The sequence below is a fragment of the Streptomyces sp. NPDC008079 genome, from assembly GCF_042957385.1.
Classification (GTDB): Bacteria; Actinomycetota; Actinomycetes; order Streptomycetales; family Streptomycetaceae; genus Actinacidiphila.
The window spans coordinates 297,389-317,353 of record NZ_JBIBIC010000010.1; the positions used below are offsets into that span (position 1 = coordinate 297,389).

A 19,965-nucleotide genomic window follows, 5' to 3' on the forward strand; every position below is an offset into this window, starting at 1 on the left:
GTCCCGGACCTCGGTCCGTCAGACCTGCGTCAGCTCGTCGTAGACGCTGAGCACCTGGGCCACCGTGTCGTCCTCGGTGGGCCAGGTGGCGGCCTGGGCGCGGCCCGCCACGGACAGGGCCGTACGGCGGCCGGGGTCGGCGAGCAGGGTGACGACGGCGCGGGCGAGGGCCGCCGCGTCGCCGTAGGGGACGAGGACGGCCGCGTCGCCGACGAGTTCGGGGGTGCCGCCGACGGCGGTGGCGATCAGGGGAACGCCCGCGTGCAGGGCTTCCTGGGCGATCAGCGGGCGGGCCTCCCAGCGGCTGGGCAGCACGACGAGGTCGGCGGCGGCGAGCAGTTCCGGCACGTCGTCGCGGCGGCCGAGCAGGACCACCGGGAGCTGTTCCGCCTCGATCCGCTTCTCCAGGGCCGCGCGCCTACTGCCCTCGCCCGCGACGGCGACCAGCGGCGGCGGTTCGAGACCCGTCCAGTGGGCGGCGGCGTCCAGCAGCAGGTCGTAGCCCTTGTGGGCTTCGAGGCGGCCGACGGCCAGCAGCAGCGGGCGGTCGATCGCGCCGAATTCGGCGCGGGTCTTGTGGGTGTGCCGCTCGCCGTCGCCGGGCAGGCGCGGCGGCGGGGCGACCGGGCGCGGTACGGCGGCCGGTGCCAGCCTGACGTCCTTGGCGCCGAGGTGGCGGGCCCGGTCGACGAGTTCGGCGCAGACGCCGAGGACGACGGTGGCGCCGCGTACCGCCCGGCGCTCCAGCCAGCGCAGCAGCGCGGCGCGGCCCGCGCCGTCGTGTTCCGCGGGGGCGCCGCCGTGCCAGGTGAGGACCAGTGGGGTGCTGCGGCCGCCGAGCGCGATCGCGGCCAGCAGTCCGGCCCGCAGACCGTGCGCGTGGACGATTCCGGCGCCGGAGAAGACGGCGCGCAGGGCGGCGACGGCGGGCGCGTCGGTGGCGGCGGCGGCCCTGCGGCCGATGTCGAGGGGTACGAAGCGGGCGCCGGTGCCGGAGAAGGCGTAGTCGGCCTCGGCGGCGGGGGGCCCGCAGACGGTGACCGCGACACCCCGCGCCACGAGCCCGCCCGCCAGCGAGCTGACGTGCGCTCCCGACGTCGTGCCCATGACGTGCACGGCGTGGAGCTGCCCCTGGAAGGGGGTGGACATGCTGCTCACGCGGGGCACTGCTCCTGACTCGGCACGGGACGGCGGGTGTTGGCGGGTACGGGCAACCCCTCCAGGATGCCAGGCCGCACCCGCGGGTCACCGGTCACGGTCGCGCTCAGGCCCGCTCACCCGCCCTTGGGATCACCCATACGGGTGTGCCACGCGGCCCCAGGAGTCAACGTGCCGCACTCCGGGCGCGTTCCACAACCGCTCGTGGGAGGAGATCCGGTCGCCCGCTGCGGTCATCGCGATGAGCGCCGCCGCGTGCAGCAGCAGCCCGGTCCTGCCGTTGGCGACGACGATCGCCGCGCCCAGCGCCGCGCCGAGCGCGTGGGCGCCGCCGTCGCCGAGCATCGTCCGCTCGCTGAGGTCGTCGCCGAGTACGGCCGCCGCGGCGCCCACGGGGGCCGCGGCCAGCACTCCCGCGGGGCCGCGGCGCAGCAGGCCGGGCACGCCGACGGCGATGACCGCCTTCGCGGCGCGGCCGGGCGAGATGTCCACCAGGTTCACCGCGTGCGCGCTGCCCGCGATGACGACGCCCGCGAGCAGTTGGTCGAAGGGCCGCACCTTGAGCAGGGTGCCCGCGGCGAGCCCGGCCGCGCCGATGCCGAGGAGTTTCACGGCGCCCGAGGTGAACCGGCCCTCGCGCAGCGCCTTCAGATGCGCGCCGAAGCCGCGTTCGTCGGGCGAGCCGGCCTGGTCGTCGTAGGCCCCGCAGGCGCCCGCGGCCAGTGCGGCGCCGACGGCCGCGATCCGGGAGCGTACGGTCAGGCCGCGCGCGGTGCCCAGGGCGGTCGCGGCCCCGGCCGCGGCGGCCAGGCCGCCGTACAGCTCCACACCGCGCCCCGCGTAGTTGCTGCGCTGCCACATCCGGGCCTCGACCGGGGGCCGCCTGCGCAGCTCCGCGTAGGCCGCGCGGGTCGCACCGGCCGCCGCCATGCCGACGGACAGCCGTCCCGACCGCCCCTTCCAGCCACGCCTGCTCATCCCGCTGCCTCCACGTCGTCGCCGTCGTCCGCTCGCGGCCAACCGCCGCGCCCGGCTGCGCAATTACCCGGCCCGCACAGCCTTCCCCGCCACGCCCCCGGAAAGCCGTCTCCGCGCGCTCCCGCCGCGCGCGGCACATTATCCGACCGCGCCGATGTCCTCCGGACCCGGACCACCAAGGGCCCTCAGACCCGCCCGACCGACGCGCCGCGTCCGGCCCCGCCCCTGTCCCGGACCGCCAAGGGCCCTCCGCGGCCGAGGTGCCGTACCGCCCTCGCCGCACCCCGGCGCACCCGGCCTCCTTCGACAGGCCGCCACCCGACCGACCCTCACCCTCCCGCCGCCCGCCGCCCGCCGCCGCAACGACTGACGGCCACGCGCCCCCCGCCCGCCCGGGCGGTGCACCCGCACGTCGCCATCCGGACCTGCGGTCCCAGGCCCGCTCCTCGGGCAGCTCCGACCGGAACGGCCGGGCCTCAGCGCCACGGCTGACGCCCCCGGCGGCACCGGCCTGCCTCCGGACGGCCACGCGACCTCACGCCAGGACCGGCGGCGCAGCCGGACCTCGGCGTCCGGGCCCGCTCCTCGGACCGCCGCGAGACCCCGTCCACGTCCGAGCGGAGCGGTCGGGGCTCAGCGACACGGCTGGCGCTCCCGCCCCGGCCTGCGCCGGACCGCCGCGAGACCTTGGGCACGTTCGACCGGGGCGGTCAGGGGCTCGGCGACGCGGCTGGCGGCAGCGGGCCGGGGTGTCGGGGGGTCAGCGGGCCGCCTTGGCCGCGGCGAGGAGTTCCTCGGCGTGGGCGCGGCCCAGTTCGGAGTCCTCGAGACCGGCGAGCATGCGGGAGAGCTCCTTCACCCGGGCCTCGCCCTCCAGGATGGTGACGCCGCTGCGGGTGACGGACCCGTCGTTGGTCTTCTCGACCAGGAGCTGCCGGTCGGCGAAGGCCGCGACCTGCGGGAGGTGGGTGACGACCACGACCTGCGCGGTACGGGCCAGGCGCGCCAGGCGGCGGCCGACCTCGACGGCCGCCTTGCCGCCGACTCCGGCGTCCACCTCGTCGAAGAGGTACGTCGGCACCGGGTCGGACCCGGCGAAGACCACCTCGACGGCGAGCATGACGCGCGACAGCTCACCGCCCGAGGCGCCCTTGGCGATCGGCCGGGCCGGGGAGCCGGGGTGCGGGGCCAGTTGCAGCTCCACCTCGTCGGCGCCGGTCGGGCCGAAGGCCACGGCCCGGCCGCCCACCTCGATCCCGGCGTCGGGCTCGGCCGTCTCGGTCTGCCGGATCGCGACGCCGACACGGGCGTGCGGCATCGCCAGCTCGGCGAGTTCCGCGGTGACGGCGGCTGCGAAACGGTCCGCCGCCTCGCCCCGCGCGTCGGTCAGGTCCTGGGCGAGCGCGCCCAGCTCCGCGCGGAGCGCGTCCCGCTCCGCGGTGAGTCCTTCGATCCGCTCGTCGTCGCCCTCGAGTTCGCCGAGCCGCGCGGCGCTCTCCTCGGCCCAGGCCAGCACGCCGTCGATGTCGACGCCGTACTTGCGCGTCAGATGCGCCAGTACGGACCTGCGCTCCTCGACGGCCGCGAGCCGCAGCGGGTCGGCGTCCAGATTGTCGGCGTATCCCGCAAGCTCGCCCGAGACGTCACCGAGCAGGATGCCGATCTCTCCGAGCCGGGCCGCCAGGCCCGCCAGCTCCGGGTCGTGCGCGCTGACCGCGTCCACCGCGCGCTGCGCCCCCGCGACGAGGGTGCCCGCGTCCACGCCCTCCGGGTCCTCCGGGTTCCCCGCGAGCGCCGCGTGCGCGATGGCCGCCGCGCTCGCCAGCGCCTCGGCGTGGCCGAGGCGGGCCGCCTCGGCGGCCAGTTCGGTGTCCTCGCCCGCGACCGGCTCGGCCGCCGCCACTTCCTCGATGCCGAACCGCAGCAGGTCCGCTTCCTGCGCGCGCTCCCTGGCCCGCGTTGTCAGCTCGTCCAGCTCCGCGGCGACCTCCCGCAGCCTGCGGTAGGCCGACCCGTACTTCGCCAGCGGCGCCGCGACGGCGTCGCCCGCGTACCGGTCCAGGGCCTCGCGCTGCCGCGCCGGGCGCAGCAGGCCCTGCTGGTCGGTCTGGCCGTGCACGGCCACCAGGTCGTCCGCCAGCTCGCCGAGCAGCCCGACCGGGACGGTACGGCCGCCCACGAACGCCCGTGAGCGGCCTTCCGCCGAGACGGTACGGCTGATCAGCAGCGCGCCGTCGTCCAGCTCCGCGCCCGCTTCCTCCGCCCGTACGGAGGCCCGGTTGCCGGGGGCCATCGTTATCCGGCCCTCGACGGACGCCGCCTTCGCGCCGATGCGTACCAGCGCAGGATCGGCCCGGCCGCCCAGGAGCAGGCCGAGGCTGGTCACGACCATGGTCTTGCCCGCACCGGTCTCGCCGGTCACCGCGGTGAAGCCGGGTGAGAGTTCCACCACGGCGTCCTCGATGACCCCGAGCGACCGGATTCGCATTTCCTCCAACACGGGTACGACCATACGAGGTTTGCGCCCCGCCGCGCGACGGTCCCCTGCGGGGGGCGGTGCGCATCTCCGGGGCTCGGCCCCGAACGGGTCACCCTTGTGGAGTGGGCAACCGTCTTCCGAGGCGCGGTCCCGGGCCCTTCTTCGCCGGGGCGGCACACCGGCCTTTTCAGGGGCGGCTGGGGCTGCGCGGCCCGCCGAAGCGCTCCCGCGGGGCACCACCGGCCCCAGCGGGGCAGACCGGCTGTTCTCGGGCCGACGGCCCGGTGGGGGCTGGTCGCGCGGTTCCCCGCGCCCCTAAGAACCAGGCCCTGCGCAAGGGCAGCGTCCTGTCCTCACGCCCGCGACGGGCACCCGCCTGCGCGTATCGAACGGTCCGCCGTCAGGCGGGTTATTGGGGGGCGCCGCGCCATCCGGCGACGGGGAGGGCGAATTTGGCGACGAGACGGTCCGTGAAGGAGGCGTGGTGGAGCCGGGCCAGCCGCACGGGCACGGCGCCCCGGCGGACTTCGACGCGGGCACCGGCGAGAAGCTCGACGGTGCGGCGGCCGTCGCACCACAGGACGCCGTGCGGCGTCTTGGGCTGGACCTCGACGGCGAGGACGGAGCGGGGCGAGGTCACCAGGGGCTTGGCGAAGAGGGCGTGGGCGCTGATGGGCACCATCAGGAGCGCTTCGACCTCGGGCCAGACGACGGGCCCGCCGGCCGAGAACGCGTAGGCGGTGGAGCCGGTGGGGGTGGCGCAGACGACGCCGTCGCCGCCGAAGCGGGAGACCGGGCGGCCGTCGACCTCGGTGACGACCTCCAGGAGGCGTTCGCGGGACGCCTTCTCGACCGAGGCCTCGTTGAGCGCCCAGTCGGTGTGCACGATGTGCCCGTCGTTGCGGACCAGGACGTCGAGGGTCATCCGCTCCTCGACCTCGTACTCGCGGGTGACGACGCGGTCGACGACCTTGTCGAGGTCGTCCCGCTCGGCCTCGGCGAGGAAGCCGACCCGGCCGAGGTTCACGCCGAGCAGCGGCACCCCGGAGGCGCGGGCGAATTCGGCGCCGCGCAGCAGTGTGCCGTCACCGCCGAGTACGACGATCAGCTCGCAGCCCTCGACGGACTCGGGCCCCGGCTCCGTGACGTGCTCGACCTCGGCGGGCAGCGGCAGGTCCGCGGCCTCCTCGGCGAGCAGCCGTACGCCGATCCCGCACCTCAGCAGCCCCTTGACCACGCGTTCCGCACTGCGGATGGCGGCCGGGCGGCCGGTGTGGGCGAGCAGGAAGACGGTACGGGCGCCGCCCGGTCCGCACTGCGCGTCGCGTCCGGCTTCGGATCCGGTTCCGGATTCGGTCTTGGTGGTCAACGGGGCCCCTCCGCCACAGCACGGTCGACATCGGCCGGGTCCAGAGGAGGCGCACCGGCCCGCAGCCACAGAAAATATTCCACATTCCCGGACGGTCCGGGCAGCGGACTGGCCGTGACGCCCAGCACCCCGAGCCCCAGCTCCGCCCCCTGAGCGGCGACCTTGCGTACGCTCTCGGCCCGCAGCTGGGTGCTGCGGACGACGCCACCGCTGCCCAGTCGTTCCCTACCCACCTCGAACTGCGGCTTCACCATCAGTACGAGATCGGCGTCGGGCGCGGCGCACCGTACGAGCGCGGGCAGCACCAGACCGAGCGGAATGAACGACAGGTCGCCGACGATCAGGTCGACGGGGGTGCCGTCGATGTGGTCGAGCGTCAACTCGCGGACGTTCGTACGGTCCTTGACGGTGACGCGGTCGTCGCTCTGCAACGACCAGGCCAGCTGGCCGTAGCCGACGTCGACCGCGACGACCTCGGCGGCGCCCGCCCGCAGCAGCACATCGGTGAAGCCGCCGGTGGACGCGCCCGCGTCGAGCGCCCTGCGGCCCTCGACGGTCAGCCCGCGCGGCTGGAACGCGGCGAGCGCGCCGGCCAGCTTGTGGCCGCCGCGCGACACGTAGTCGGGTTCGTCGGCGTCCCGCGCCACCACCACGGCGGCGCTGGTCTCCACCTGCGTGGCCGCCTTCGTGGCGGTCGCGCCGCCGACGGTCACCCGCCCGGCGGCGATCAACTGGCTTGCGTGCTCCCGCGAGCGCGCGAGACTCCGGCGCACCAGCTCGGCGTCGAGTCGGCGTCGTGCCACCACGTACGGTTCAGCTCCTGTTCTCGTCCAGCGCGGCGAGTGCGTCCCGCAATCCGCGGTGCGCGTCCTCGTACACCTCTATGTGTCCCGCGGTCGGCAGTTCGTCGGCGTCCGACAGCCGGGCAACCGCCGCGTCCACGTCGGCATTCCCCGTCTCCCGCAGCACCACGCCGAGCGGTACGGGACCGGCCGCCTCCGGCAGGGCGTGAACGGCTCCGTACGCCGGTCCGACCGCGTCGGCGTCCTGCGCCGGTACGGCGTCCGGCGCCTCGTCGCCGTCCGGTGCCGGTGCGGCACCGGACGGCCCGAAATCGAGGTCACTCACCGCCGTTACCCGCCTCAGGCCCCGGTGCGGACTTCTTCGCGGGCGTGGCCTTCTTCGCGGCGGGCGCCTTCTTGGCCGCGGCCTTCTTCGTCGTGGCCGTCCTGGCCGTCGCCGACTTCTTCACCGCGGCGGTCTTCTTGACGGCGGACGCCTTCTTCGCCGCGGGGGCCTTCCTGGCTGCCGTCTTCTTGGCCACCGTCTTCTCGGGTGTCGCCTTCTTCGCCGTCGCCTTCTTCGCCGGGGCGGTGCCTTCCGGCTGTTCCGGCGTCGCGGGGGCCGCGGGCGCCGGAGGGGCCGCCTGGGCCGGGGTGGGCCTGGCCGGAGTGGTCTTGCGGGTGGCGGACTTCTTCGCGGGCGCGGTCTTCTTGGCCGCGGCCTTCTTGGCGGACGCGGTCTTCGTGGCGGCCGGGCCCGTACCCGCGGTGGCGGTCTTCCGGGTCGGGGCGGCCTTCTTCGCCGCCGGAGAGGCCGGGGAAGCCGGAGCGGCCGGAGAAGGAGTCGTCGCCGACTTCCTGGCCGCCGTCTTCCGCGCCGAAGGCGCCTTCTTCGCCGCCGCCTTGCGGACCGCGGTCGACGCCGTGCCCTTGGGAGCGGTCGCCGCGGCCGGGGCCGCCTTCTTCGCGGGCGCGGCGGCGGGCGCCGCGTCCGGCTCGACCTTGACGTGCTGGACCGGCGGGGCGGCGCCGCGCCGGGGAGCCGCCTCCGAGGGCCGGGCCTGCCCGGCACCGCTGTCGGCCGTGTCCTCGTCGGTGGACTCCAGGTTCCCGATGCGCCGTTCGAGCGTTTCGAGGACGACGCCGACCTTCGTCACTTCGTCGGCGAGGCGGCCGACCCGGCTCATCGTCTTGTCGACTTCGTCACGGATGAGTCCGAGCAGCAGGTCACGGTTGGCCCGGCCCGAGGCCATCAGCTCGTCGGCGAGGGTCTGGACTTCGGCCGGAATGGCGGAGCCGATCCTGCGCTGGACGGCGTCGACGTCTATTCCCGTCTGGTCGAGCAGCTCCCTCGCCGCGTCGATGGTGCGCCGCCGGGTGGCCTCGGTCAGGCCGCCCGCGATCTGTAGACAGGTACGCAGCGCGTCCCGCATCGCTCACACTCCTCGCCTCGCCGTTGACGTATCCGGTCACGACGCTACCGCGTATCGCGACCGCGGCCCGAGCACGGTGCCCCGCGGTGCTGCGGTAGCGTCGTCCGGACGTGCGCGCGGACCGCGCACGATCCGGCACGATCCAGAAGGACACCGCACCGATGGCGACGATCGAGGAGTGCCGCAGCGCGCTCGACCGACTGGCGGCGAACCTCGCCGACGCCGAGGGCGGCGTGCGCTCAGCCGCCGCCATGGACCGCTCCCTGAGCTGCCGGATCACCGATCTGGACGTGACCTTCGTGGGGCGGCTGTCCGGCGGCCGGATCGAGGACGTGACGACCGTGCCGGGCACGCCCGCCGACAAGGCGCAGATCAGGCTGACCATGTCGGGCGACGACCTGGTCGCCCTGGTCGGCGGCGAGTTGAACTTCGCCAAGGCGTGGGGCAGCGGCCGGGTCAAGCTCCAGGCCGGCCTGCGGGACGTCCTGCGTCTGCGGTCTCTGCTGTAAGCGGGCCGGGCGCGGAGTCACCGGATACGGATACGGAACCGGCTGCCGACGCCGAGTCACGCGCGGCACCTGACCCGGAATCCGACACCGAGCCCGGCCCTGCGCCTGGCACGGCATCAGACCCGGCCCCCGGCACGGAACCAGGCCCGGAACCGGGCACGGAATCGACGGGGTCGGAACCCGTACCGGACTTGACGCCGGGAGCCGGTTCCGAGTCCTGGCCCGGCTCGGCGTCGGTGAGGGTCGCGCCGGCCGCCACCGCACCGGCCCGCCGCGCGGCGGGCACCACCAGCGGCGTACCGCTCTCCGGGTCCTCGATGATCCGGCAGCGCACCCCGAAGACCCGCTCCACCAGCTCCGCGGTGATGATCTCGGCGGGCGGCCCCTGCGCCTCGATCCGGCCGTCGCGCATGGCGATCAAATGAGTGGCGTAGCGCGCGGCCTGGTTGAGGTCGTGCAGGACGGCGACGAGCGTACGGCCGCGCTGTTCGTGGAGTTCCGCGCAGAGGTCGAGCACGTCGAGCTGGTGCTGGATGTCGAGGAAGGTGGTCGGCTCGTCGAGCAGCAGCAGCGGGGTCTGCTGGGCGAGGGCCATGGCGATCCAGACGCGTTGCCGCTGTCCGCCGGACAGTTCGTCGACATAGCGATCGGCCAGGGCGGTGACGCCGGTCGCCGCCATCGATTCGTCGACGATTCGCTCGTCCTCGGGCGACCACTGCCGCAGCAGCCCCTGGTGCGGGTACCGGCCGCGCGACACCAGCCCCGACACGGTGATCCCGTCGGGCGCCACCGAGCTCTGCGGGAGCAGCCCCAGCGTCCTGGCGACCGCCTTCGCGGGCAGCGTGCCGATGGCCTGGCCGTCCAGCAGGACCTGGCCCGCGGCCGGCTTCAGCAGCCGCGACAGCGCGCGCAGCAATGTCGACTTGCCGCAGGCGTTCGGTCCGACGATGACGGTGAAGGACTGGTCGGGTATGGCGACCGACAGCTCCTTCGCGATGACCCGCTGGTCGTACGCGAGAGTGACGGACTCGGCGGCGAGGCGGGTCATGCGGGACGCTCCGTGTTCTGCCGAAGGGGTTTGGCGGGTGGTGTCTGCCGGTGGCCGCGGCTGCTTCCGTCGGCCGCCGCGGCGCGGTCTCAGCCGCGCTGTGAGCGCCGTACGCTCGGGGCCGGCCGCGCCCTGCATACGCTCCGGGTCCGACGTGCCCTGCGTACGCTCCGGGTCCGACGTGCCCTGCGTACGTTCCGGGTCGACCGCGCTCCGCGCGTTCTCCGTACGCTCCTCGCGTTCCGTACGCGTCCTCATATCCGTCCGGCCCTCCGCTCCGCGATCAGCAGCCACAGCAGATAGCCGCCGCCGAGCACGCCGGTGGCGACACCGACCGGCACCTGGCCTGAGCCGAAGGCGCGTTGGGCGGCCAGGTCGGCGGCGACGAGCAGCGCGGCGCCCAACAGCGCGGACGACAGCAGCGAGACACCCGGCGAACGGGTCAGGCGCCGGGCCAGTTGGGGCGCGGTCAGCGCGATGAAGGCGATGGGGCCCGCCGCCGCGGTGGCGGACGCGGTGAGCAGGACGGCGCCGAGTACGACGATCAGCCGGGTGCGTTCCACGCGGACGCCCAGCGCCGCCGCCGCGTCGTCGCCCATCTCGCTGATCCGCAGCGCGCGTCCCTGGGACAGCAACAGGGGCATGAGGACGCCGCAGGCGACGAGCAGCGGCCAGACCTGGTCCCAGTCGCGGCCGTCGAGGGAGCCGGTGATCCAGACGATCGCGCGGGCGGCGTCCACGAAGTCGGCCTTGACCAGCAGATAGCTGTTGACGGCCGACAGCACGGCCGAGGCGCCGATGCCGATCAGCACCAGCCGGTAGCCGTGCACCCCGCGCTTCCAGGCCAGCACGTAGACGGCGATGCCGGTGAGCAGTCCGCCCGCGACCGCGCCGATGGAGACCTGGTAGGCGCTGCCCTTGAGCAGCACGATGACGATCAGCGCGCCCGCGGCGGAGCCCTGGCCGAAGCCGATGACGTCGGGGCTGCCGAGCGGGTTGCGGGAGACGGTCTGGAAGGCGGCGCCCGCCATGCCGAGCGCGGCGCCGACGAGCAGCGCCACGATCACCCGCGGCAGCCGCAGGTCGCGGACGATGAACTCCTGGGCGGCGGTGCCGTGTCCGGTCAGGGTGCGGACGACGTCGAGCGGGGCGATGGCGTAGTCGCCCGTGCCGATCAGGACGACGGAGACGGCGAGGGCCGCGAGCAGCAGGACGCAGGAGACGACGGCCGCGCGCCGGTCGAACCGGACGGACAGTCCGCCGCGGGTGCGCAGTACGGGTTCTCTCACAGTTCGGCCATCCTTCGGCGGCGTACGAGGGCGATGAAGACCGGTCCGCCGAGGACCGCGGTGACGATGCCGACCTGGAGTTCGGCCGGGCGGGTGATGAGCCGTCCGACCACGTCAGCGCCGAGCAGCAGCACCGGTGACAGCACGGCCGCGTAGGGCAGGATCCAGCGCATGTCGGGTCCGGTGATGCCGCGTACGACGTGCGGCACCATCAGGCCGATGAAGACGATCGGCCCGCAGGCGGCGGTGGCCGCGCCGCACAGCAGCGTGATGGAGATCATCACCAGCACGCGGGTGCGGGTCAGTTTGGCCCCGAGGCCGCGGGCGGTGTCGTCGCCGAGCGCGACGGCGTTGAGCGGCCGGCCGCTGATGAACGCGAGTACGGCGCCGGCCAGGAGGAACGGGGTCACGTAGCGGACGGTCGCCATGTCGGCGGCGGCGAGCGAGCCGACCTGCCAGAAGCGCATCCGGTCCAGGGCCGCGTTGTCGCTGAGTTCGACGGCGGTCGTCCAGCCCTGGAGCACGGCGGTGACCGCGGTGCCCGCGAGGGCGAGGCGGACCGGGGTCGCGGACCGGCTGCCGCCGATGATGTAGACCAGCGCCGAGACCACGGCCGCGCCGCCGAGGGCGAACCACACGTAACCGCTCATGCTGGTCACGCCGAAGAAGCTCATCGCGGAGACGACGGCCGCCGCGGCGCCCGCGTTGACGCCGAGCAGTCCGGGGTCGGCGAGCGGGTTGCGGGTGAGGGCCTGCATGGCCGCGCCCGCGACACCGAGCGCGGCGCCGACGAGGAGTCCGAGGACCGTACGCGGCAGCCGCAGTTTGCGGATCACCACGTCGTTGTCGGTGCCCGCGTAGTGGAACAGCCCGTGCCAGACCTGGTCGACGGGTATGTCCTTGGCGCCGATGGCGATGCTCGCGAGGGCCACGACGACCAGCAGGCCGACGGCGGCGAGCAGTCCGGCGGCGCGTTTCGCGTTCGCCCGCGCGACGCTGCCGCGGCGTTCGACGGCCGGTGGGCCGGCGACCTGCTGTCCGGTGACCGGAGCGGGTGGGGAGTGACGATCGACCAACACGGTGATTAGGTTAGCCTAACCTGGCCACCTCAACTCCGAGCAGAGCGGCTGTCTTGATGAATCCCCCTCGTTTCTCACCCATGTCCGGAATGTCGCGGCGCGGCGTGCTCGCCGTGGGCGGCTCCGTCGGTATCGGCGCCCTGCTCGCGGCTTGCGGCGGCTCCTCCGACAAGGACTCCAAGGACTCGGGCGCCGACTCCGGCGGCACGGCGGACTCCGGCGCCAAGACCCCCGCGGGCCCCTGGTCCTTCACCGACGACCGCAAGACCACGGTGAAGCTCGACAAGACCCCCGCCAAACTGGTCGCCTACGTCGGCGCCGCCGCCGCGCTGCACGACTACGGCGTCGAGTGCGTCGGCGTCTTCGGCCCGACCACGGTCAAGGGCGGCGGCGCCGACGCCCAGGCGGGCGACCTCGACGTCAGCAAGCTCACCGTGGTCGGCAACACCTGGGGCGAGTTCAACATCGAGAAGTACGCGGCTCTCTCCCCCCAACTGCTGATCAGCCACATGTACGAGGCGCCGACCCTCTGGTACGTGCCGGACGAGAGCGCCAAGAAGATCCTCGGCATCGCGCCCAGCGTCGGCATCAGCCTCAAGGGCGTCCCGATCACCACCCCGCTCCAGCGGTACGCCGAACTCGCCGCCTCCCTGGGCGCGGACATGAACTCGACCACCAATGCCGCCGCCAAGGCCCGCTTCGAGAAGGCGTCCGCCGATCTGCGCGCCGCCGCCAAGGCGTCCGGCGGCATCAAGGTGATGGCCGCCTCCGGCAGCGCCGACTCCTTCTACGTCTCCACCCCGCCCTCCGCGTCCGACCTCAGCTACTACAAGAGCCTCGGTGTCGACTTCATCGTCCCCGACAAGGTCGAAGGCGGCTTCTTCGAGACGCTGAGCTGGGAGAACGCCGACAAGTACAAGCCCGACATCATCATGCTCGACAACCGCACCGCGACCCTCCAGCCCAAGGACCTGGCCGCCAAGCCCACCTGGGCGCAACTGGCCGCCGTCAAGGCCGGACAGGTCATCGGCTGGCCGAGCGAGCCGATCTTCTCGTACGACAAGTGCGCCGCCCAGATCGAGGCGCTGACCAAGGCCATCGCCGGTGCGAAGAAGGTGAGCTGACGCCGTGTCCACCGCGCCCTACCTCTTCTTCCACCCCCGCGTCCTGCGCACCGAGCGGCTGTCGCCCACTCTGGTACGGATCGTGCTCGGCGGCGACGACCTGGCCGGCGTCGTGAGCGGCGGCCGGGACCAGCGCTTCAAGCTCTTCCTGCCGCAGCGGGGCCAGACCCGCCCGGTGCTGCCGGAACCGCTCGGCGCCGACTGGTACGCCGACTGGCGCGCCCTCGACCCCGACGTCCGCGGCATCATGCGGACGTACACGATCCGCGCGGTCCGCCGCGACCCGCTGGAATTCGACATCGACTTCGCCCTGCACGGCGACCTCGGCCCCGCCTCCCGCTGGGCCCAACAGGCCAAGCCCGGCGATCCGGTGAGCATCCTCGCCCCGGCAGGCGAGGACAACGGCGGCGTCGACTTCCAGCCGCCCGCCGGTACCGACTGGGTGCTGCTGACCGCCGACGAGACCGCGCTGCCCGCCGTGGCGAGCATCCTGGAGTGGCTGCCCGCGGGCATGCCCGTCAAGGTCTGGATCGAGGTCGCCCACCCCGACGACCGCATCCCGCTGACTACCGACGCCGACGCCGACATCACCTGGCTGGTACGGGAACACCCCGGCGCCGACCGCACCGCCGCGCTGCTGGCCGCCGTCCGCGACGCCGGGGACCTGCCCTCCGGCACCCCCTACGCCTGGATCGCGGGCGAGGCCGCCTCGGCACGCGCGCTCCGCCGCCACCTGGTCAACGACCGCGGCATCGACCGCAAGGCGATCAAATTCACCGGCTACTGGCGGCACGGCGTCACCGAGGACGACCTGCTGGCGGCGGCCGTCGCGCAAGCCGAAGCCGAGGCCGGAGCCGAGGCCGAGGCGGGCGCGAAGAGCGAGGCCACGGCGGACGCGGACGCCTGACCCGGCCGCGCGCCACGGGGCGCGCACCGCATGGCGCACCGCGTCAGGCGGGCGGGTGCGGCGCGGTCAGACGCGCCCGCGCGGGTCAGCCGGGCTCAAGTGCCGGGCCGGGCCCGCATCATGGAGCCCGCCTCAGAGCCCTGACCGGGCTCAGAGCGCCGGCCCGCCTCCGAGCCCCGGCCCGCCGCAAAGTCCCAGCCGGGCTCAAAGGCCCAGCCGCGCAAGTGCCTTGTCCGCGTCCAGGCCGCATGTGCCGTCGCCCGCCGACGTCCAGGCCGCGGCGCACAGCGCGCGCAGTCCGTCGAGCGCGTCGCCGTCACCGTCGAGCACGAGCGCGTCCGAGGCGGCGGAGGCGGTCCAACCCCCGCAGCGGAAGCCGCCGTCGGCCGCCGTGACCTCCGGCTGCGCGGCCAGCAGCCCGCGCAGGTCGGCGGCGACATACGTGGGACGGTGGCGCGGCTCGGCGGCGAGCAGGTGGGCCGCGTCCGTCACCCCGGTCAGTACGAGCAGCGAATCCACCTCGCCTGCGTACGCGCCCTCGATGTCCGTGTCGAGCCGGTCCCCCACCACCAGGGGCCGCTTCGCCCCCGTCCTGATCACCGTCTCGCGGTGCATCGGCGGCAGCGGCTTCCCCGCGACCTGCGGCTCACCGCCGGTCGCGATCCGTACGACCTCCACCGCCGCGCCGTTCCCCGGCGCGATCCCGCGCGCGCTCGGAATCGTCAGATCCGTGTTGGACGCGAACCACGGCACGCCCCGGTTCACCGCGTACGCCATCTCCCCGAGCTGCGACCACCGCAGGTCGGGCCCGTACCCCTGCACGGCCGCCACCGGCTCGTCGTCCGCCGACTCCACCGGCCGCAGCCCGCGCTCGCGCAGCGCCGCGAACAGCCCCTCGCCGCCCACCGCGAGCACCTTCGCCCCCTCCGGCACCTGATCGGCGATCAGCCGCGCCACCGCCTGCGCCGAGGTGATCACCTCGGCGGCCTCCGCGGGCACCCCGAGGTCCGTGAGGTGCTCCGCGACGGCCTGCGGCGTACGCGAGGCGTTGTTCGTCACGTAGGCGAGACGCATCCCGTGCCCGCTCGCCGCGGCCAGCGACTCGACCGCGTGCGCGATGGCGTCACCGCCCGCGTACACGACCCCGTCGAGGTCGAGGAGCGCCGTGTCGTACGCCGTGTCCAGCGGTCCTTCGGTGCCGTTCGGACTGGTCCGGTGGGTCATGACGGGCTCGCTCCTCGGGGTGTCGTCGATGACCCCGATCATCCCTCATGGCCGCCCCGGACATAGCATGCGCTGATGACCAACTCCGGACTCAACGGCGAGCACGGCCTGCGTCTGAAGCCCTTCCGCGGGCTCCGCTACGTACGACAGCGCGTCGGCAGCCTGGCCGCGGTGACCTCACCGCCGTACGACGTCGTCGTACGCCCCGACGGCCAGCGGCGGTTGGAGACGGCCGACCCGCACAACGTCGTCCGGCTCATCCTCCCCGAGGCCGAGACACCGGCCGCCCGGCACGGCAAGGCCGCCAGGACCCTCACCGCCTGGCTCGACGAGGGCGTCCTCGCCGCCGACCCGCTGCCCGCCCTCTACGTCTACGAACAGCGCGACGGCGACCACCTCCAGCGCGGGGTGATCGGCGCACTGCGGCTCACACCGCCGGAGGACGGCGTCGTCCTGCCGCACGAGGACGTCATGCCCGGCCCGGTCGCCGACCGCGCGGCCCTGATGCGCGCGACCGGCGCCAATCTGGAGCCGCTGCTGCTGTCCTACCGCCAGGGCGACGCGACGGCCGCCGTCATCGACCGCACCGCCGCCGACGCCGAGCCGCTGCTGGCCACGGTCACCGAGGACGGGGTACGGCACCGGCTGTGGGCGCTCACCGACCCCGCCGACCACGCGGCTGTCGAGGCCGATCTCGCGTCCCACCAGGCCCTGATCGCCGACGGCCACCACCGCTGGGCGACCTACCGGCTGCTCCAGTCGGCCCACCGCCCCGGCACCCCCTGGGACTACGGCCTCGTCCTGCTGGTCGACACCGCCCGCTACCCGCTGCGGGTACGTGCCATCCACCGCGTCCTGCCGCGGCTGCCGCTGGCCGACGCACTGGAGGCCGCCCGCACCACCTTCCGCGTACGGCCGCTGCCCGGTCCTTCGCTGGACGGCGCGCTCGACGCGCTGGCGCAGGCCGCGGACGACGGCAACGCCTTCCTGCTCGCGGGCGACGGCGGCTTCCACCTGCTGGACCGGCCCGACCCGGCGGCCATCGAGCGCGGCGTACCGACCGACCGCCCCGCGCGATGGCGCCGCCTGGACGCCGCCGTCCTGCACAGCCTGCTGCTCGACGATGTCTGGAAGGTCCCCGACTCCCCCGAGGACATCCGCTACATCCACGACACGGCCGCCGCCGTCGGCCTCGCGGAACGGCTGCACGGCACGGCCGTCCTCATGCACCCGGTGCACGAGGACGTCGTCCGCGACCTCGCCCGCCAGGGCGTGACCATGCCTCGCAAGTCCACGTCCTTCGGCCCGAAACCGGCGAGCGGACTAGTGATGCGCAGCGTAGAACTCGACTGATCCGGCGCCTCGTCCGGGTCGGGGCGGAGCCGGGTCGGAGGTGGGGCGGAGTCGAGGCGCGGCCGGGTCGTAGCCGGGCATACGAAAGGGCGGCACCCGCGGTGTGCGGATGCCGCCCTTTCACGTGGGACGCGTGCGGGTGTCAGTCCTCGTCGTCGCTCTTCGGCTCGCCGTGTGCGGCGGGCTCGCGGAACGGCGAGTCGAGGAAGGAGGACGGGGCGGCGCCGTCGGCCGCCTCGGCCTTCTGCTCGGCCTTCTCGGCGTCGTCGGAGCCCTCTGCGTCGTGGGCGCCTTCGTCGTCGTCCTCGTCGTCCGAGTCGTCCTCGTCCTGCGCGGACTCGTCGGTACCGCCGACGGGCTCCTCGGAGGTCTCGGAGGTCTCGTCGTCGTCCTCGTCGGAGACGTCGTCGTCCGAAACGTCGTCGTCCGAAACGTCGTCGTCCGAAACGTCGTCGTCCGTGTCGTCGGCGTCGTGCTCGTCGTCCGCCGCCTCGTCCGCCGTGTCCGGCCGCTGGGGCTCGGACTCGGACTCGGCCGCGTCGTCCTCGTCGATGGCGTCGACGAATTCCACGCCGTCGAGCTGGGCGAGGCGGTCGGAGGCGTCGGTGGTGCCGTTGTGGTCGGCTTCGAGCGCCTTCGCGAACCAGTCGCGGCCCTCGCGCTCACGGCCGACGCGCAGCAGCGCGTCCGCGTAGGCGTACCGCAGGCGGGCGGTCCACGGGTGCACGGCGTTGGACGCCAGCTCGGAGCTCTGGAGGGTGACCACCGCGGCCTCGTCCTGGCCCATGTCCTGCCGGGCCCCGGCCGCGACCAGGCGCATCTCGACCTGGCCGGCCTTGTCCAGCTTGTGCACCTCGGGGGCGCCCGCCATCTCCAGCGCGCGCTCCGGACGGCCGAGACCGCGCTCGCAGTCCGCCATCACCGGCCACAGGTCGACGGTGCCGGTCATCCGCCGGGTCGCCCGGAATTCGGCCAGCGCCTCGGCGTACCGCTCACTGGCGTACGACGCGAAGCCCGCCGCTTCCCTGACGGCCGCGACGCGGGACGCGAGACGCAGCGCGACGCGCGAGTACGCGTACGCCTGCTCGGGCTCCTCGTCCAGCAGCCGGGCCACCATGACGAGGTTGCGCGCCACGTCCTCCGCGAGCGTCTTCGGCAGACTCATCAGCTCCTGGCGCACGCTCGGGTCGATCTCGTGGCCGGTGACCTCGTCAGGGATCGGCAGCCTGCGGACGGGCTCCCGCTCCTCACGGCGGTCGTCCCTGCCCCGGTTCTCGAACCGGCCGCGGCCTTCGACCACGGGGCGACGCCCCTGGCCGCCACGGTCCCGGTCGTCGTCCCGGCGCGGGCCACGCGGACGGTCGTCACGGCGGTCATCGCGACGGTCGTCGCGGGGCCGGTCGAAACGGGGACGGTCGTCGTCGCGGCGCGGACCGCGCGGGCGGTCGTCACGCGGGCCGTCGAAACGGGGCCGGTCGTCGCGGGGCCTGTCGTCCCTGCGGAACCCGCCACCGCCGCCACCGGGGCGGTCGTCACGCGGGCGGTCGTAGCGCGGCCGGTCCTCACGGGGACGGAAGCCACCGCCGCCACCGCCGGAGCGGTCGTCGCGCCGGTCGTCACGCGGCCTGTCGAAGCGGGGGCGGTCGTCACGGGGCCTGTCGTCACGGGGACGGTCCTCACGCGGACGGTCAAAACGAGGCCGGTCGTCACGCGGGCGGAAGCCACCGCCGCCACCGCCGGAGCGGTCGTCGCGGGGGCGGTCCTGGCGCGGACGGTCGTCCCTGGGACGGTCGTCGCGGGGGCGGTAGCCGCCGCGGTCGTCCTCACGGCGCGGGCCACGGGGACGGTCATCGCGCCGGTCGTCACGCGGACGGTCGTCACGACGGAAACCGCCACCACCGCCGGGACGGTCCTCACGCGGACGGTCAAAACGAGGCCGGTCATCGCGCGGGCGGAAGCCACCGCCACCGCCGCCGGGCCGGTCCTGACGGGGACGGTCGTCCCTGGGACGGTCGTCGCGCGGGCGGTAGCCGCCGCGGTCGTCCTCACGGCGCGGGCCACGGGGACGGTCGTCACGCCGGTCGTCACGCGGACGGTCGTCACGACGGAAACCACCGCCACCGCCGGGACGGTCCTCACGCGGACGGTCAAAACGAGGCCGGTCGTCACGCGGGCGGAAGCCACCGCCGCCACCGCCGGAGCGGTCGTCGCGGGGGCGGTCCTGGCGCGGACGGTCGTCACGGGGGCGGTCGTCACGGGGGCGGTAGCCGCCGCCGGCCGGAGGACGGCCACCACTGTCGCGGCGGTCGTCGCGCGGGCGGTAGCCGCCACGGTCGTCTTCGCGGCGCGGGCCCCGCGGACGGTCGTCACGTCGATCGTCGCGACGGAAGCCGCCGGTGGGACGGTCACCGTCCCGCCGCGGACCGCTGCTGCGGTAACCCCCGCGGTCGCCGCCGCCGTTCGGGCGCGAGTCCCGGCGTTCGGGACGCTCGGGCCGGTCTTCAGGCGAGTTGGGCATCGACGTGACTCCTGTCGGATCGTACTGCTGTAGTGCGAGTCTCTCGCCATGACGGAGAGGACGCGCACCGAAGAACAACGAAAAAAGACCCCCGGTCCCAGCGCTTAGGCCAGGACCGAGGGTCCATAAAGATTGTTCGGCGGTGTCCTACTCTCCCACAGGGTCCCCCCTGCAGTACCATCGGCGCTGAAAGGCTTAGCTTCCGGGTTCGGAATGTAACCGGGCGTTTCCCTAACGCTATGACCACCGAAACACCATGAAACACACACCCCACACCCCCGGTGAAGGGGCGTGGTGGTGGGCTGGTTGTTTCAGAACCACACAGTGAACGCGAGCAACAATGGACAAGCCCTCGGCCTATTAGTACCAGTCAGCTCCACCCCTCACAGGGCTTCCACATCTGGCCTATCAACCCAGTCGTCTACTGGGAGCCTTAACCCCTCAAAGGGGGTGGGAGTCCTCATCTCGAAGCAGGCTTCCCGCTTAGATGCTTTCAGCGGTTATCCCTCCCGAACGTAGCCAACCAGCCATGCCCTTGGCAGGACAACTGGCACACCAGAGGTTCGTCCGTCCCGGTCCTCTCGTACTAGGGACAGCCCTTCTCAAGACTCCTACGCGCACAGCGGATAGGGACCGAACTGTCTCACGACGTTCTAAACCCAGCTCGCGTACCGCTTTAATGGGCGAACAGCCCAACCCTTGGGACCGACTCCAG

Annotated in this window: 16 protein-coding genes, 2 rRNA genes and 1 pseudogene; 5 read left to right on the top strand and 14 right to left on the bottom strand. The window is 74.0% G+C overall.

The window, feature by feature from the left end; translation table 11 throughout:
- Window positions 1-18 precede the first annotated feature (18 nt).
- The 7 genes from ACFZAM_RS22580 to ACFZAM_RS22610 form a co-directional block, all read right to left on the bottom strand.
- Window positions 19-1,149 carry a glycosyltransferase family 4 protein gene (locus ACFZAM_RS22580; protein WP_355333613.1) on the bottom strand — a complete coding sequence of 377 codons (1,131 nt, stop codon included), beginning with the start codon at window positions 1,147-1,149 and terminating at the stop codon, window positions 19-21.
- 141 nt (window positions 1,150-1,290) lie between these two features.
- Window positions 1,291-2,136: a hypothetical protein gene (locus ACFZAM_RS22585; RefSeq protein WP_391048616.1), complete on the bottom strand. Its 846-nt coding sequence runs from the start codon at window positions 2,134-2,136 to the stop codon at window positions 1,291-1,293.
- A gap of 760 nt (window positions 2,137-2,896) precedes the next feature.
- On the bottom strand, window positions 2,897-4,648 hold the full coding sequence (gene recN / locus ACFZAM_RS22590) for a DNA repair protein RecN (RefSeq protein WP_391048619.1): 1,752 nt from the start codon (window positions 4,646-4,648) through the stop codon (window positions 2,897-2,899).
- A 376-nt stretch (window positions 4,649-5,024) separates the two neighbouring features.
- Window positions 5,025-5,984, bottom strand: coding sequence for an NAD kinase (locus ACFZAM_RS22595; protein ID WP_355333527.1), 960 nt, complete (start codon window positions 5,982-5,984; stop codon window positions 5,025-5,027).
- Complete coding sequence (locus ACFZAM_RS22600) at window positions 5,981-6,787, bottom strand: TlyA family rRNA (cytidine-2'-O)-methyltransferase (RefSeq protein WP_391048624.1); 807 nt, start codon at window positions 6,785-6,787, stop codon at window positions 5,981-5,983. Before ACFZAM_RS22600 ends, ACFZAM_RS22595 begins: the two co-directional genes overlap by 4 nt.
- Window positions 6,788-6,797: 10 nt before the next feature.
- On the bottom strand, window positions 6,798-7,112 hold the full coding sequence (locus tag ACFZAM_RS22605) for a hypothetical protein (RefSeq protein WP_391048627.1): 315 nt from the start codon (window positions 7,110-7,112) through the stop codon (window positions 6,798-6,800).
- Window positions 7,105-8,199, bottom strand: coding sequence for a histone (locus ACFZAM_RS22610; RefSeq protein WP_391048630.1), 1,095 nt, complete (start codon window positions 8,197-8,199; stop codon window positions 7,105-7,107). Before ACFZAM_RS22610 ends, ACFZAM_RS22605 begins: the two co-directional genes overlap by 8 nt.
- A gap of 161 nt (window positions 8,200-8,360) precedes the next feature.
- Between ACFZAM_RS22610 and ACFZAM_RS22615 the strand changes: the two genes are divergently transcribed.
- Window positions 8,361-8,708 (top strand): SCP2 sterol-binding domain-containing protein, encoded by a 348-nt coding sequence (locus tag ACFZAM_RS22615; RefSeq protein WP_355333615.1) that lies wholly within the window; start codon window positions 8,361-8,363, stop codon window positions 8,706-8,708.
- Window positions 8,709-8,958: 250 nt separating this feature from the next.
- On the opposite strand, the pseudogene ACFZAM_RS22620 reads toward ACFZAM_RS22615, so the two are convergent.
- The 3 genes and pseudogenes from ACFZAM_RS22620 to ACFZAM_RS22630 all read right to left on the bottom strand — a co-directional run.
- Window positions 8,959-9,756: pseudogene (locus ACFZAM_RS22620) on the bottom strand (ABC transporter ATP-binding protein); the annotation flags it as partial.
- Between the two features lie 254 nt (window positions 9,757-10,010).
- Complete coding sequence (locus tag ACFZAM_RS22625; RefSeq protein WP_391048633.1) at window positions 10,011-11,045, bottom strand: iron chelate uptake ABC transporter family permease subunit; 1,035 nt, start codon at window positions 11,043-11,045, stop codon at window positions 10,011-10,013.
- Window positions 11,042-12,007 carry an iron chelate uptake ABC transporter family permease subunit gene (locus tag ACFZAM_RS22630; protein ID WP_391048679.1) on the bottom strand — a complete coding sequence of 322 codons (966 nt, stop codon included), beginning with the start codon at window positions 12,005-12,007 and terminating at the stop codon, window positions 11,042-11,044. Before ACFZAM_RS22630 ends, ACFZAM_RS22625 begins: the two co-directional genes overlap by 4 nt.
- A gap of 197 nt (window positions 12,008-12,204) precedes the next feature.
- Here ACFZAM_RS22630 and ACFZAM_RS22635 point away from each other — a divergent pair, with 197 nt between their 5' ends.
- On the top strand, window positions 12,205-13,248 hold the full coding sequence (locus ACFZAM_RS22635; RefSeq protein ID WP_391048636.1) for an ABC transporter substrate-binding protein: 1,044 nt from the start codon (window positions 12,205-12,207) through the stop codon (window positions 13,246-13,248).
- A 4-nt stretch (window positions 13,249-13,252) separates the two neighbouring features.
- Window positions 13,253-14,155, top strand: coding sequence for a siderophore-interacting protein (locus ACFZAM_RS22640; protein ID WP_391048638.1), 903 nt, complete (start codon window positions 13,253-13,255; stop codon window positions 14,153-14,155).
- A gap of 204 nt (window positions 14,156-14,359) precedes the next feature.
- Here ACFZAM_RS22640 and ACFZAM_RS22645 read toward each other — a convergent pair whose 3' ends face one another.
- A complete protein-coding gene (locus ACFZAM_RS22645; RefSeq protein WP_391048641.1) occupies window positions 14,360-15,379 on the bottom strand; it encodes an HAD-IIA family hydrolase in 1,020 nt (339 codons plus the stop codon).
- A gap of 75 nt (window positions 15,380-15,454) precedes the next feature.
- On the opposite strand from ACFZAM_RS22645, the gene ACFZAM_RS22650 reads away from it, so the two are divergent.
- Window positions 15,455-16,732, top strand: a complete 1,278-nt coding sequence (locus tag ACFZAM_RS22650; protein WP_391048644.1) for a DUF1015 family protein — start codon at window positions 15,455-15,457, stop codon at window positions 16,730-16,732.
- 142 nt (window positions 16,733-16,874) lie between these two features.
- Here the strand turns inward: ACFZAM_RS22650 and ACFZAM_RS22655 are convergent, their stop codons facing one another.
- Entirely contained in the window at window positions 16,875-17,912 is a 1,038-nt protein-coding gene (locus ACFZAM_RS22655) for a hypothetical protein (RefSeq protein ID WP_391048646.1), read from the bottom strand.
- A gap of 15 nt (window positions 17,913-17,927) precedes the next feature.
- Here ACFZAM_RS22655 and ACFZAM_RS22660 point away from each other — a divergent pair, with 15 nt between their 5' ends.
- Entirely contained in the window at window positions 17,928-19,283 is a 1,356-nt protein-coding gene (locus ACFZAM_RS22660; RefSeq protein WP_391048649.1) for a hypothetical protein, read from the top strand.
- Window positions 19,284-19,384: 101 nt separating this feature from the next.
- Here the strand turns inward: ACFZAM_RS22660 and rrf are convergent.
- A 5S ribosomal RNA gene (gene rrf, locus ACFZAM_RS22665) occupies window positions 19,385-19,501 on the bottom strand.
- Between the two features lie 89 nt (window positions 19,502-19,590).
- A 23S ribosomal RNA gene (locus ACFZAM_RS22670) occupies window positions 19,591-19,965 on the bottom strand; the annotation flags it as partial.

What these genes read in the sequence shown, in the direction of transcription:
- ACFZAM_RS22580 (WP_355333613.1), bottom strand. Translation starts at nt 1,149, where the DNA reads ATGTCCACCCCCTTCCAGGGGCAGCTCCACGCCGTGCACGTCATGGGC.
- ACFZAM_RS22585 (WP_391048616.1), bottom strand. Translation starts at nt 2,136, where the DNA reads ATGAGCAGGCGTGGCTGGAAGGGGCGGTCGGGACGGCTGTCCGTCGGC.
- recN (WP_391048619.1), bottom strand. Translation starts at nt 4,648, where the DNA reads ATGGTCGTACCCGTGTTGGAGGAAATGCGAATCCGGTCGCTCGGGGTC.
- ACFZAM_RS22610 (WP_391048630.1), bottom strand. Translation starts at nt 8,199, where the DNA reads ATGCGGGACGCGCTGCGTACCTGTCTACAGATCGCGGGCGGCCTGACC.
- ACFZAM_RS22615 (WP_355333615.1), top strand. Translation starts at nt 8,361, where the DNA reads ATGGCGACGATCGAGGAGTGCCGCAGCGCGCTCGACCGACTGGCGGCG.
- ACFZAM_RS22635 (WP_391048636.1), top strand. Translation starts at nt 12,205, where the DNA reads ATGTCCGGAATGTCGCGGCGCGGCGTGCTCGCCGTGGGCGGCTCCGTC.
- ACFZAM_RS22645 (WP_391048641.1), bottom strand. Translation starts at nt 15,379, where the DNA reads ATGACCCACCGGACCAGTCCGAACGGCACCGAAGGACCGCTGGACACG.
- ACFZAM_RS22650 (WP_391048644.1), top strand. Translation starts at nt 15,455, where the DNA reads ATGACCAACTCCGGACTCAACGGCGAGCACGGCCTGCGTCTGAAGCCC.